Source organism: Chrysiogenes arsenatis DSM 11915 (assembly GCF_000469585.1).
GTDB classification, from domain to species: domain Bacteria; phylum Chrysiogenota; class Chrysiogenetes; order Chrysiogenales; family Chrysiogenaceae; genus Chrysiogenes; species Chrysiogenes arsenatis.
The window spans coordinates 24,456-37,302 of record NZ_AWNK01000008.1 but is presented as its reverse complement, the minus strand read 5'-3'; the positions used below and the strand labels follow the sequence as shown (position 1 = coordinate 37,302).

General features: G+C 49.6%; 14 protein-coding genes. 6 read left to right on the top strand and 8 right to left on the bottom strand.

Going from position 1 to position 12,847, the window contains the following annotated elements; genetic code table 11:
• Positions 1–63: 63 nt before the first annotated feature.
• The 6 genes from P304_RS14575 (at position 64) to P304_RS14565 (ending at position 6,836) form a co-directional block, all read left to right on the top strand.
• Positions 64–825, top strand: coding sequence for a TrmH family RNA methyltransferase (locus P304_RS14575; RefSeq protein WP_051321513.1), 762 nt, complete (start codon positions 64–66; stop codon positions 823–825).
• Between the two features lie 94 nt (positions 826–919).
• Positions 920–2,071, top strand: a complete 1,152-nt coding sequence (locus P304_RS16180) for a M23 family metallopeptidase (RefSeq protein ID WP_051321512.1) — start codon at positions 920–922, stop codon at positions 2,069–2,071.
• Positions 2,017–2,400: a bactofilin family protein gene (locus P304_RS0107275; protein WP_027390003.1), complete on the top strand. Its 384-nt coding sequence runs from the start codon at positions 2,017–2,019 to the stop codon at positions 2,398–2,400. The genes P304_RS16180 and P304_RS0107275 overlap by 55 nt, the downstream gene beginning before the upstream one ends.
• 22 nt (positions 2,401–2,422) lie before the next feature.
• Positions 2,423–3,088, top strand: a complete 666-nt coding sequence (locus P304_RS0107270; protein ID WP_084417611.1) for an HD domain-containing protein — start codon at positions 2,423–2,425, stop codon at positions 3,086–3,088.
• Positions 3,082–4,674, top strand: a complete 1,593-nt coding sequence (locus P304_RS0107265) for a cation:proton antiporter family protein (protein WP_027390001.1) — start codon at positions 3,082–3,084, stop codon at positions 4,672–4,674. The genes P304_RS0107270 and P304_RS0107265 overlap by 7 nt, the downstream gene beginning before the upstream one ends.
• Positions 4,675–4,685: 11 nt before the next feature.
• Positions 4,686–6,836: an ATP-binding protein gene (locus P304_RS14565; protein ID WP_051321511.1), complete on the top strand. Its 2,151-nt coding sequence runs from the start codon at positions 4,686–4,688 to the stop codon at positions 6,834–6,836.
• Here the strand turns inward: P304_RS14565 and P304_RS16625 are convergent.
• The 8 genes from P304_RS16625 to P304_RS0107220 form a co-directional block, all read right to left on the bottom strand.
• Positions 6,790–7,140 carry a hypothetical protein gene (locus tag P304_RS16625; RefSeq protein WP_027390000.1) on the bottom strand — a complete coding sequence of 117 codons (351 nt, stop codon included), beginning with the start codon at positions 7,138–7,140 and terminating at the stop codon, positions 6,790–6,792. The genes P304_RS14565 and P304_RS16625 overlap by 47 nt on opposite strands.
• A complete protein-coding gene (gene speA, locus P304_RS0107250) occupies positions 7,130–9,001 on the bottom strand; it encodes a biosynthetic arginine decarboxylase (protein WP_027389999.1) in 1,872 nt (623 codons plus the stop codon). The genes P304_RS16625 and speA overlap by 11 nt, the downstream gene beginning before the upstream one ends.
• A 3-nt stretch (positions 9,002–9,004) precedes the next feature.
• Complete coding sequence (locus P304_RS16175) at positions 9,005–9,511, bottom strand: DUF456 family protein (protein WP_051321510.1); 507 nt, start codon at positions 9,509–9,511, stop codon at positions 9,005–9,007.
• Between the two features lie 4 nt (positions 9,512–9,515).
• Positions 9,516–9,869 carry a hypothetical protein gene (locus P304_RS16905; protein ID WP_027389998.1) on the bottom strand — a complete coding sequence of 118 codons (354 nt, stop codon included), beginning with the start codon at positions 9,867–9,869 and terminating at the stop codon, positions 9,516–9,518.
• A gap of 18 nt (positions 9,870–9,887) precedes the next feature.
• A complete protein-coding gene (locus P304_RS0107235) occupies positions 9,888–10,127 on the bottom strand; it encodes a DUF4911 domain-containing protein (RefSeq protein WP_051321509.1) in 240 nt (79 codons plus the stop codon).
• Positions 10,120–10,521, bottom strand: a complete 402-nt coding sequence (locus P304_RS0107230; protein WP_027389996.1) for a transcription antitermination factor NusB — start codon at positions 10,519–10,521, stop codon at positions 10,120–10,122. The genes P304_RS0107235 and P304_RS0107230 overlap by 8 nt, the downstream gene beginning before the upstream one ends.
• A gap of 17 nt (positions 10,522–10,538) precedes the next feature.
• The gene (gene ribH, locus P304_RS0107225) at positions 10,539–11,000 is read right to left on the bottom strand and encodes a 6,7-dimethyl-8-ribityllumazine synthase (RefSeq protein ID WP_027389995.1); all 462 of its coding nucleotides are present in this window, start codon (positions 10,998–11,000) and stop codon (positions 10,539–10,541) included.
• A gap of 67 nt (positions 11,001–11,067) precedes the next feature.
• A complete protein-coding gene (locus P304_RS0107220; RefSeq protein ID WP_027389994.1) occupies positions 11,068–12,846 on the bottom strand; it encodes a M3 family oligoendopeptidase in 1,779 nt (592 codons plus the stop codon).
• Position 12,847: the final 1 nt, after the last annotated feature.

The following is a 12,847-nucleotide window of genomic DNA, read 5'->3' as shown; positions in this document are numbered from 1 at the left end:
TTTCTAATCGGAGTCACGCACGCGAAAATCGCGGGCAATTTTCTATGATCTATCAGGGGTTGTATGGAGAATATCACAAGTCGTTCGAATGAAACGTACAAAATGCTCTCGCGTTTGCTCACGTCCAAAGGGATAAAAAAGCACTCTCTGGCATTGTGTCCGGGGACGAAAATCGTTGCGGAGTTGCTGCGTGATTTTCCGCAGCAGGTGGAGGGTATTATCGCGACTTCTGCAATGGACGTTCCTGCCGCGTGGCAGGACAGAAAAGTCATCTGGCTCTCGCGGGAGTTATTTCAGGAGCTTGATCTCTTTGGGACAAATGCTCCATTGGCATTGGTGCGTACTTCTGCGGTGTCACCGCTGCCGGTGATCTCAGGTGCATGGCGGGAATGCTTTGCTGGTGATGCGCTGGCGCTTCCGTTTCAGGATCCAGAGAATGTCGGGATGGCTATCCGTAGTGCGGTGGCTTTTGGGATTCGTGATATTATTCTCTTGGCTGAGGCCGCGAATCCGTGGCTACAAAAATCGTTTCGTGCCTCAAGTGGCATGGTGATGCGGGTTCGTTTCTGGCAGGGGCCAACATTGCAGGAGTTTGTCGCTCAAGAGCCGACTATGATCGTGTCACTCTCGGCGGAAGGGGTGGCGCTGTCACAGGCTCAATTCCCTTCGCCCTGTATTGTTTTGCCGGGCATTGAAGGGGAAGGGTTGCCCGAGGTCGCGCGTGCCGCATCGGTTGCGATTGCCATGGCTCCCGGTGTCGAATCGCTCAACGGAGCGGTGGCGACGGCTATCGTGCTCCATGAGCTTGCACGGCGTCGCAAATAGATTCTGCTTCTGCCATTCGATCCTTCCTATTTCGGTATACATCGGTTATAAATGTGGTCGCCTTCTATCAATTTCTCATGATGTTTTGGGGTTTATGCATACACAAAGTACAGAACACTCGGTCAGACGACACAGCCAAAATCTTGCGCGAATCAAGCGACGTCGCTTTGATGAACGCTACCTCTTGATTAATACAGAATCGGGGAAGGGTGACTATCTTTCGTGGCGTCGTTTTTCGTGGGTTATTTTTGGCGTTTTTCTCTATTTAGTCTTTGCAACGGCTCTTGCGATAATGTTTGCCCGTTTTTACTGGAATAGTGAAGATACCGCAGCGCAACTTCGTGGACAAATTGACTTTCTGAGTCATGCCCTTGAGTCACTTCAAGAAGTGAATGATAAGCAGCAAACTTCGCTTGAAATGGCGCAACTCGCGTTGCGAGAAAATCGCAATATCAATGAACAGTACAAGGAAGAGCTTTCCAAATATGTTGTCCTCAATGAGAATTTTTTACTGAAAGGAGCCGATAATCGGCGCTTTACCGAAAATGGCGAAGAGGGTGTGCGCGGAATGGAGCGCGAACTAGCTTTCGCCCGTTCACAGCTTCAGCGCCTTGCCGAGCGAGTCTATGCTATTGAAGGTGAGCTGCGACTTGACCACCAGCTTTCGATCCGTAAGGCACGTGATTTAACAGTAGATGATATTTATCAGGCGATAGATAACCTTGATAACGAAGTAACCCTGCGCAAACAAATTATTGCCGACATTCCGCTTTCTTGGCCAGCTGAAGGGCGGGTTACCAGTGATTATGGTGTGCGGATCCATCCGGTAACGAAGCAAGCATCGTTTCATAACGCCTATGATATCGCCAATGTTGTTGGTACGCCAGTACGGACGACGGCTAACGGGGTGGTTGTGGGTAAAGGATATAACCCTATTGCGGGTAATTTTCTGGAAATTGATCATAATTTTGGTTTTATGACGCGTTACGCGCATTTAAGTGAGATATTTGTTGAGATTGGCGATGAGGTGAACCGTTTCGATACCGTTGGGTTGATGGGCGCAACTGGCAGAACGACAGGGAGCCACCTTCACTACGAAGTGCTGTATCAGGGGAGCCACACGAATCCAAGCCGCTTTCTCCAAGGAAATCTGGCAAACGTTCATAGATTTTTTTCATACCCGGAGGTCAAATGGCGATATTCTCAACTGAAAAAGAAGTTAAGCGAGACGTCACCCCCACAATAATCGGCAATCGCGATTCGATTACTGGGGAAATTCATGCAGAAAGTGATGTGTTGATAGATGGAAAGTTCAAAGGGGACATCTACGCGAAGCAGTCGATCAGCGTGATTGCCGGTGGTTGTGTCGAGGGAAACTTCCATGCTGACAAAGTGATCGTCTCAGGAAAAGTCACTGGTATGGTTCGCGCCAATCAAGTTGTCATCAAAGGTGGCGGATTAATAGAAGGTGAAATTGCCTACCGTATCCTGATTATCGAAGAGAACGGAGCCCTTGAGGGGAAATGTGCGTTGCTCAAGCAAAATGTTTTAGCGGAAGATGCAAAAGAGGCGTGATGCGTCACGCAGGGAGGTTGGAATGACGAGCGGACACGCCACGCTGTCAGCGGCGATACGGTCGGAAAGTTCTTTGGCGCGTTTAGAGAAACGTATTGCGTTTCTGCGCGAAATCGATGCACTCAAAAGTATTTTACGCCGCTCATATCTTATGGATACGAGCCGTTTTGAAAACTCAGCTGAACATAGCTGGCATGTCTCTTTGATGTCGTGGATTCTGGCGGAGCATGCTCCGGCTGGGACAGATATTTGTGCGGTCGCGCGAATGATGCTTTTTCACGATATTGTTGAAATTGATGCTGGCGATACGTTTATTTACGATGTGGCGGGAACGGTCGAAAAAGCGGCAAAGGAGCAGGCGGCAGCGACACGTATCTTCGGACTGCTGCCGGAAGACCAGCGCGACGAGTTGCGCGCGCTATGGGTTGAGTTTGAAACCGGTAAAACTCCCGAAGCGCGCTTTGCCCGTGCGCTTGATCGTTTGATGCCGCTTTTGCATAATTATCATACTGATGGAAAAAGCTGGCGCGAACATGGTATCCGCTTCACGCAGGCCAAACAGGTAAATCAAGTTATTGCCAACTCTTCTTCTGAATTATGGGAATATGCTCTTGCTCTCTTGAATGACGCCGCTGAGAAGGGTTTTTTGATTGATGATCGCCACACCGCCGAAGATATACCATGTTAGTTATTCTCGTAAGCTTCGCGTTTGGATTCGGGTTAATCCTTAGTCGGATTGGCTTGCCACCGATGGTCGGTTTTTTGCTGGCGGGTTTTGCATACAATATGGCAGGGCTTTTGCCCCCCAATGGGCTGGATTTCATAGCGGGTCTTGGCGTGACCCTGTTACTGTTTTCCATTGGATTAAAGCTCGATGTAAAAGGGTTGCTTAAAGCCGAAATCTGGGCGAGCGCCACGTACCATCTTTTCTTCTCAACGGCGCTCTATTTTGGATTGCTATGGCTTGGTCAGTATTGGTTTGACACCCCATTATTGCAGGTTTCGTGGGCGACACTCCTCTTGCTTGCGTTCGCCCTTTCTTTTTTGAGCACAGTCTTTGTTGTCAAAGTGCTGGAAGAAAAAGGCGATATGAGTGCCTTTTATGGCAAAATCGCTATTGGCATTCTGGTTATGCAGGATATTTTCGCGGTGGTTTTTCTTTCAATTTCTGAGGGAAAAGTCCCTTCGCCTTGGGCACTGAGCGTCTTACTCCTTCCATTGTTGCGTCCCTTGCTTTTCAAGTTGATGGATATGGCGGGACATGGCGAATTGCTCATGCTCTGCGGTTTATTCATCGCGCTGGGTGTTGGTGCCGAAGGGTTTCATCTGGTAGGGTTAAAGCCCGATTTAGGGGCATTGGTGTTAGGGGTGTTGATTGCGTCGCACCCGAAAGCGTCGGAAATTTCAAAAGCTTTGTTTGGTTTTAAAGAATTGATGCTAGTCGGGTTTTTCCTTTCTATCGGTATGTCGGGTTTGCCTACGCTGGAAATGTTACTGGTTGCTATCGTGCTCTGTATATTACTTCCGCTTAAATCAGGACTCTATCACGTTATTATCAGCCGTTTTGGCTTACGCGCCCGTTCAACCATGTTGTCGACACTCAGTCTCACGAATTATTCCGAATTTGGTTTGATTGTTGCTGGAATTGCGGTGCACCAAGGGCTATTGCCAACTGAATGGCTTTTGATTATGGCCATCACCGTAAGTTTGAGCTTTGCTTTTTCGGCACCTCTTAACACCTATTCCGAAAAATTATATCAGACGGCGCGCCCTTGGCTGAAGCGGCTTGAAAGCAGGAAGGTGCATCCCAATGATGCGCCGATTGATGTTGGCAGCGCTCGTGTACTCGTTATCGGGATGGGGCGGGTTGGTTCTGGAGCGTACGATGAGTTGGCACCGTGGTATAATGGAGAGGCTGTTGGCATTGAACACGCTCCTGAGCGGGTTGATTTCCATCGCCAGCATGGCAGAAATGTGTTGCTTGGCGATGCAACGGATACTGACTTTTGGACGAAAATACGCCATAATTCGGTTCCAGAGCTGGTAGTTCTGGCAATGCCTAGTCACCATGGGAACGTGTATGCCGCGCATCAGCTGCGAAATTTGAATTTTCACTGTAAGGTAGCGGCAATTGCAAAATTTTCCGAAGAAGTGGAAGAGTTGCACACACTCGGCGTGGTTGTTTTTAATATGTATGAACAAGCGGGAGCAGGGCTTGCACGGCATGCGATAACGAATGGTATCGCGAATTGCGAGTGGGCACCGGTACAATAAAGGATCCCTGTATGTCAGAACAACACAATCCTGCTTCGCAGAGTCAACTGGAGTTGCTGAATCTTCGCTTGGCGAAAGCGATCAAACTGGCGAGTGATTTGGCGCTGAAGGCAGAATCGGCGAATCTTGCGAAGAGTGAATTTATTGCTAATATGAGCCATGAAATTCGCACGCCGATGAACGGAATTCTCGGCATGTCTGAGCTTTTGCTTGATACGCCACTCAACGAACATCAAACGCATATGGTGCAAACGATTCGCAAGAGCGGCAACGCGCTGCTTGATGTGATCAATGATATTCTCGATTTCTCTAAAGCCGAAGCCGGCTGTATTCTTCTCGACGAATCCGACTTCTCGCTTTTCGAGCTGGTCGAAGAGGTGATCGATCTTTTGGTCGTTCGTGCCCACCAAAAAGGGATTTCTCTCTGTGCGATGTTTGATCCGAATGTCCCTTGGATGGCACGCGCCGATCGCCTTCGTGTGCGACAGATACTCATGAATCTGGTCGGCAATGGGCTCAAGTTTACCCACACCGGTGAGGTGACGGTGGAAGTGACGACGCGCCATCATGAAGGGAGAGCATTTGTCGATATCAATGTTCGTGATACAGGGATCGGTATACCAGAGGAAAAGCTGCGCGAGCTTTTCCGTCCCTTCAATCAGGTTGATATCAGCACAACTCGGAAATATGGCGGCACAGGTCTGGGGCTGGCGATATGTAAACAGCTTGTAGAGCTTATGGATGGCACGATAGCGGTGGAAAGTTCGCTTGGTGTTGGCTCCGTATTCCGCGTGTCTCTCCCCTTTGCGCCGGCAGCGTACCCCGCTGCTGACCCCTTTAGTGCATTGAAGCAACGGATCACTTCGTCGCAGAATGCCATTATTGTTATGCCTGATAGCAGCGAACGGCGCGCGCTGACTCAACTGCTACAGCGGGTCGATATTCCAGTTATTTGTACGGCAGCGCGCTGTGCCGATGTTGCTGCCTTTTGCCAGCAACGCGAGCAGAGCGTCCCTGCGGTTATGACGTTTATTTTTATTGATTATGAACTTTTCCCAAAAGAGTTTGATGATACCTTTGCCAAAAAGCTTGTCAATAATGATGCGATGGCTCCGTGTGTTCCTGTGGTATTGCTCTCGCTGCAACAACTCAGTCATCTGGCACCTAAAAAAAGTCATTGGCCGAATTTACTCCGTCCTGTCAAAGCCAGAGGGTTGTTGGCATTTTTGGAGACCGCACTCTTCTTGCCCCACGACGGCTGGGCGTCTACCGAAAATGTTATCCAGACAAAAGTGACGCAAACCTCTGAGCCTCGCAGTGGCCGCATTCTATTGGTAGAAGATAACCTGATCAATCAAGAAATAACTGAGCGGCTCTTAGTCAAAAATGGCCATGAAGTAGTGATCGCGGGCGATGGTCTTGAAGCACTCAGTGCGCTTCAAAGTGCCCCCTATGATCTCGTTTTGATGGATATCCAGATGCCGCGGATGGATGGATTTGAAGCCACCCAGAAAGTTCGCTCGATGGAGCTGCCGTTTGGCAATCATACCGTGCCGATTATCGCGCTCACCGCCAACACACTTGATGGGGATGATAAAAAGTGTTTAGCTGCCGGGATGGATGATTATCTTTCCAAGCCGCTTCAACGCGATAAGCTCGTACTGGTTCTTTCCTACTGGGTCGGTCGTCGTTCCGCACATAGTAAAGAAGAAGCTCATTCGGCTCCTCATGCTGGCGTCATGACAGCGGCACTGGATGACGCTGTTTTGGTTTTTGACCGTTCGCAAATGGAAGAGCTGTGTGATGGCGATAGTGAATACTGTCGTGAGCTTATTGGACGTTTTCTGGTCGATATTGAGGGGAAAATCGAAAGCATGTTGCCCTTAATGGGGAATGCCGATGAGTGGGACGAGTTGCGCCGTGTCGCCCACGGTTTAAAAGGTGTTGGGGGAACATTCGGTGCGATGCGCATTTATAAACGTGCCGCTCACCTTGACGCGTTGCTGCGCGCTGGTGGTAGTTTAACTCCGCAAGAGCTTGTTGAGCAGCACGACGCGCTGGTGGATGAATTTTCCGCGCTGCGGCATGCTGCCGGACTTTTTGTTGCCGAGCTTGCTACGGCTCATTCGCCAAAGAGCGACTCAGGTCGTAATACTCTTTGAGCGTCGTGATAAATTGAAAGAGTGCGTAGTCCACGGTGTTGTCGGGAGTGTCGATTTTGAGGCTCACTTGGCGGCAGTGTCGGATCGAATCGAGTAGCGTCATATGCCGCCCTGCAAGCGGGTTATGGTGCGGGTATTCGCCCCGCACCAGTAAGTCGTAGCCATCAAAGTGGCAGGTTGCGCACGAAATTCCCACCGGATTTTGCGTACTATTCCAGTGCTGCTCGCTGGCCTGCACGCCGCTTGCGAGGAGGAGAACTCCCGCAAGGAAACCAGCAGCGATAGGAAGTTGTTTACTCTTCACGCTTATGCTCCCGTTTCATGTAGGTATAGCTATTCAGGTATGACATAAAGCGGCGGTGTAGCTTAGGGTTGTCCACTTTCTTAAAGCATTTTTTGGCTTGAGAATGGATAAAGGCATCGTCATAGTACATTGAATTAAGCACATCTTTTATGGAATCGCCGTGCGCCGTTGATACCACCGACAGTTTCCCGTCGCTATTGATATCGACCGAAATTTCGCTCATCTGCCCCAGCAAGTTGTGCTTATTGGCTAATACCTCTTGATAGGCTCCGGTAAGGAAAATGCCAATCGGATAATCGTCCATTTCGTCATGGAGCGGCAAGTACTCACTTTCGCCATGTTCCGACTGATACCGGAAAATCGTCCCGTCAGAGTCACACGTGATGTCGGTGACGACACCAAGGTTATCGCATGGCCGTTCAAGGTGCTTGAGTGGCATGATCGGAAAGAGTTGACCGACGGCCCAGGAGTCTGGCACCGAGTTGAAAACCGAAAAATTGAGTAGATATTTTTCTGCGAGATATTTCCGCATAAAGGGATCACGCTCAAAATTTTCCCCAACAGAAAAGGCAATTTCGATGGTCTTTTCGACGATCTCCTGAAAGAGAATTTCCCCGTTAGATTTGTCTACCAGCGAACAAAATCCCATCGTAAACATCGTCTTCAACTCTTCTTTTAACTCAATCGCATCGTGATAATACTCCACGTAGTTGCGTTCGTTCATGTGGTTCAGCGTGTAGGTGAGTTCGGCGACTGGTTTTACCATCGTTTCCGTTTCGCGGTAGTGCGAGAGGTCAAACTCGGCGCCCATAATTTCGACTAAGTCGGTGACGACTACCGAGTGGTAGGCGGCAATGACCCGCCCGGACTCGGTGACAATTCCCGGCTGTTTCAGCTTGAATTTTTCGCACACGTCGCTGATGGTAAAAACAACGTCGTTGGCAAATTCCGCCACACTATACTCGGCACTGGCCATGTTGGTCGAACGGCTGCCAGAATAATCGACACCAATGCCGCCGCCGATATTAAGGTATTCGATATTGACGCCAAGCTTGACGACTTCGGCGAAGATGATGCCTGCTTCTTTAATCGCCCGCTTCATGGTGCGGACATTGGTGATTTGCGAGCCGATGTGAAAATGCAAAAGATTGAGCGTATCCATGAGATTGTGTTCGCGCAGAATATCGAGTGCGATCAAAATTTCGGTTGACGTCAGGCCGAATTTGGCATTGTCGCCACTCGACGCTTCCCATTTTCCTGAACCACGGGTGGAAAGTTTAATGCGGAAACCGATGGATGGGATAATTTCTGCACGGCGATAGATTTCAATCAATCCCGTCAGTTCTTCTATCCCTTCGATAATCACACAAATATCTTTGCCCATTTGCTTGCCAAGTACGGCCAAGTCAAGAAATTCCCGATCTTTGAATCCATTGCAGGTAATGAGTGCCGTTTCCGGCACATCAGAAACAAGTACGGCAAAAAGTTCGGCTTTTGTCCCTGCTTCCAGCCCATACGAAAATTCTTGTCCGTAATGGAGCAGACGCTCAATAAAGTGACGATTTTGGTTTACCTTAATTGGAAAAAGCGCCTGATGCTTCCCCTTATAATTAAACTCTCGCTTGGCATTGCGAAAGGCGTTGTGGAATTTTTCAATTTGTTCGCGCACCAGAAAAGGGAAGCGCATGATCATGGGAGCCGAAAGCCCCTGCGCTTCGGCTTCGCGCAAAACGTCGACCAGTGCAATGGAATCATCGCCGTTGCGCACGACCACTTCGCCACGCGTATTGACCGCAAAATAGTCGGCTCCCCAGTTCTCAATGCCAAAGCGTCGAATATTGTCACGAATGGTCGATCTCACAGGCTAACTCCAGAATATATTTTGTATTGAATACACCAGCATAAAAACAGTGATGCCAATTTTCAGTGTAAAACCGAGCACTTTACCCGTCAACGCGCCATATCCCGAACGGAGGCTCTGGCGGATATCTCGTGTCGTGAAAAATTCATAGCCGAACGCGCCGAGCCACGCGCCCAAAAGAGCGCCGAGAAGTGCGCCAAGGCCAAAAAAGAGCGGCGCAAACACAATGCCCAGAAGAATAGCAAGGATGATGGACGCAATATTCGCCCCTTTACTCGCCCCGCTTTTTTCCGTTACACGGTATCCAAGCCAAAATTCACCACCTTGCGATACGGCTGCTGCCAACGCGAGTACGATTAGATTGCTCCATGTTACCGTTTCCATTCCCGTGCTGAGCGCATAGATCACCATGATTCCAAACAAAAAAACATCACCGGGAAGCCCGATGATGAGTATGGCGACACAAAGCAAAAGCAGGAGAACGACAAAAAGCTGCCCGATCAGTAGCACAGGGTCATTCTCCTTTAGGGGAGTTGGAATTCCCATCGTCGGACGATTGAGCATCAGTCTGATATATCCCTTCAAGGACGCAGACATCGTTCACCCAACGCTCAAGACGTTGAAATTCACGTTCCATTTCCGTGTGAAAGGCGGAGCCAAGGTTGAATTCCCCGAGTTGGAATTTTGCATCGCGCACCATCCGCTCGACCCGTTCCGAGCCACCGAGTTGGCGCAAAATGAACATAATAATTTCTATTTTTTTATCAATTCGTTCCATCTCTTGGCGGTGATGGGATTGGATGGAGTTCACTGATCCGATAATGTCGCGTAGCAGTTTATGGAGCTTTTGTTTTTCTAACGGTTCCATGGGAGTACCCTTCCTGCTTTACAGCAGCGTTGACTGTTCTAAAACGTCTAAAAGTTCGATGTCAACCCCTTCAGCTTGGAGTGATTGCAACAGTGCTGCCAGTTCGTGTTCTGTGTCTGAAGTGGTGTAAAAAACGACACTTCCGGTTTTTTCATCTGTCGTGTGGATAATACCAAGCCCTTCATGCCCTTCGAGAATGTTATTCACGTAGATTATTTCCGGTGAATGGAGGCGACAGCGGTAAATTTTTTCAGTCATGTGGTGCGCGATCTTTAAACGCGTTGAGTATGACGTTGACAAACTTAAACGCGTTATCCGCGCCGTAGAGTTTTGCCAGTTCAATATACTCGTTTATGATCGTTTTCGGGGGAGAATGTTCGAGTTCCAGTTCGCACATCCCCTGAATCATAATCAATAAATCAAGTCCGGCGATCATTTCCGGATCTTTCGCCAGCGACCATACCACTGTTTTCAGCTCATCGTGCCGTTCACAGGAAACCTTGACTAATTGCCGTACAAAATCAGTTAACTCAAGATGGTACTGGTTGGCCGTCAGCTCCATCGTGTCTTCGCGATAGGTGCCGATGGTCTGTATCAAAGCATAGTGTATCTTTAAGGCGCTTTCGCGCTGGGTGCGGCGAGTTAATGGCAAACTATATCCTTCAGAAACTAGATCTGGGCGAGTAAATTGATCATTTCGACGACCGAAGAGGCAGCATCAGCACCTTTATTGCCAGCCTTCGTTCCGGCACGTTCGATGGCTTGCTCAATGCTGTCGGTAGTCAGCACGCCGAATGCGACGGGAATACCATGTTGGAGTGAAACGTGGGCAATCCCTTTGGTCACTTCCGACGCTACATAGTCAAAGTGTGGTGTCCCACCGCGAATCACGGCGCCAAGGCAGATGATCCCTTCGTAGCGCCCTGTGGCGGCAAGCTTTTGAGCGGCTAATGGAATTTCAAAGGCTCCTGGAACCCAGACAACTTCGGTCGTTTGGGTATCGTGACCATGACGCTCCAAGAAATCAATTGCACCACCAATAAGGCTTTGAGTAATAAAAGAGTTGAAGCGAGAGGCCACAATAGCGACGCGGATATTTTGCGCGATCAGGTTTCCTTCAATTGTTTTCATGAAAATGCGCTCCTTACATTTCTATCGAGCTGTGAATATATGCGTGAATTCGGAGTCGTGCCGTAAACTATTCAGCGAGCCCCTTATATAACACCCACGCTTCATTGACAAGCTCTTCAATCGCGGCAAGTCCCTGTTGCCAGAACGCAGGATCGTCAATGTCGATTCCAATGCGGCGCAGGGCGACGGCAGGTGGGAGTGTTCCTCCGCATTCCAGTAATGCGATGTAGTCGTCAATAAACGGTTCGCCTACCTGTTGATAGCGGCCATAGAGTGCCAGAACCAGCAGTTCGCCAAAGGCATAGGAGTAGACATAGCCCGGAGCATTCAGGAAATGTGGAATATACGACCACCAGATACGGTAGTTATCGGTTAAGGTAACACTCTCGCCAAACATGGCTTGCTGCGTTTGGTACCAAAGGTCGGAAATCGTTTCGGATGAGAGTTCGCCCGAAGCGCGCCGCGCGGTATGGAGTTCATGCTCAAAGCGATTCATCGCGGTTTGGCGGAATACTGTTGCAATCATGGATTCCAATTTGCCGCACACAATACCGAGCTTTTGGCGTGGATCGCTTAACTTGGCATACTCGCGTTTGAAGAGCACCATTTCCGCAAAGACAGACGCAGTTTCGGCCAGCACCAACGGCGTGTTAGAACCAAAATACCCTTGTTTGCGCGCAAGGTATTGGTGCACGCCATGCCCCATTTCATGGGCAAGCGTTTCAATATCGCGCAAACGACCCGTAAAATTGCTAAAAAGGTAGGGATGCGTGTCCGGTGTGACCGGATGGGCGTAGGCGCCACTCCGTTTGCCGGGCACAGCTTTGGAATCGATCCAGTTTTTGTCGAAGAATTCTTGCGCAATACCCGCTAAACGGGGAGAAAAACTGGCAAAGGCTTCGCAGACGGCTTGGACAGCATAGTCCCAGTCGTAGGTTGGCGTGGTTGTGCTGATCGGTGCGTAACGGTCATAGTCATAGAGGGTTTCGCCACCCAGAATGTGACGCTTGAGTGTGTAGTAGTTGGCAACAATGTCGTAGCGGCTGGTGATAGCACTGACCAGCGATTCGACAGCCTCATCTTCCAGTTCATTACTCAGATTGCGGTAGCGCAACCAATGGGGATACTGGCGCATTTCATCGATGACCATTTTTTCGGTCGCCATCGCATTGTAAATATGGGTCATGATATGTAAGTTGCTTTGCAATCCGGCAGTAAACATCTCTTGCGATGCCTGACGCACTTCGCGTTCTGGCGCATAGAGTCCGCTGAGTGCTTCCTCCTGACTTTTGTTTTCCGCACCGTAGGTCATTTTGGCCTGAATTTTTTCAAATAACTTATTGAAAGACTGTGACCCGGTGATGGCAAGTTTAGCGGCAACTCTTTCTTCTGGCTCGCTGAGCAGGTGTTGGCGATAGGTACGGATGCGTCCCAAAAAGGCTTGATAATGACGCAAGTGTTCGGATTGCGCTAGGAAGCCGTGTGCCGTTTCGTCATCAAGGGCAGCCCATTCGAGTTCGAAAAAGAGCAGGTCGTTGGTAACGGCAGTTGACAATTCGTTGATGCGCGCCATGAATGCCGAGCGCTTTTCGTCGCCCGTCGCCACGGAGAAGCGGAGAAACGCGTACGCACCTAAACGCCCTAACGTCATATTCACGTTTTCTATCTGCTGTAAACATTCCCAAAGCTGCTCTGGAGTCAGCGTGGCGATGGTGCCGCGATAGCGTTCACGCAGTCGGGTGGCTTGGGTTTTTACGTCGGCTTCGTCACGGGCGACGGCGGGATCGTCCGGCGCAAGGTAAAGGTCGTTCAGATTCCAGTTGGCTCCCTGAGGTGATGCGGTCATG

Bases quoted from the DNA above. Each gene is read 5' to 3' on its own strand.
- P304_RS0107265 (WP_027390001.1), top strand. From the start codon at position 3,082: ATGTTAGTTATTCTCGTAAGCTTCGCGTTTGGATTCGGGTTAATCCTT.
- P304_RS0107220 (WP_027389994.1), bottom strand. From the start codon at position 12,846: ATGACCGCATCACCTCAGGGAGCCAACTGGAATCTGAACGACCTTTAC.
- P304_RS0107235 (WP_051321509.1), bottom strand. From the start codon at position 10,127: ATGACTGAAAAAATTTACCGCTGTCGCCTCCATTCACCGGAAATAATC.
- ribH (WP_027389995.1), bottom strand. From the start codon at position 11,000: ATGAAAACAATTGAAGGAAACCTGATCGCGCAAAATATCCGCGTCGCT.
- P304_RS0107275 (WP_027390003.1), top strand. From the start codon at position 2,017: ATGGCGATATTCTCAACTGAAAAAGAAGTTAAGCGAGACGTCACCCCC.
- P304_RS14575 (WP_051321513.1), top strand. From the start codon at position 64: ATGGAGAATATCACAAGTCGTTCGAATGAAACGTACAAAATGCTCTCG.
- P304_RS0107270 (WP_084417611.1), top strand. From the start codon at position 2,423: ATGACGAGCGGACACGCCACGCTGTCAGCGGCGATACGGTCGGAAAGT.
- P304_RS16905 (WP_027389998.1), bottom strand. From the start codon at position 9,869: ATGGAACCGTTAGAAAAACAAAAGCTCCATAAACTGCTACGCGACATT.
- P304_RS14565 (WP_051321511.1), top strand. From the start codon at position 4,686: ATGTCAGAACAACACAATCCTGCTTCGCAGAGTCAACTGGAGTTGCTG.
- P304_RS16180 (WP_051321512.1), top strand. From the start codon at position 920: ATGCATACACAAAGTACAGAACACTCGGTCAGACGACACAGCCAAAAT.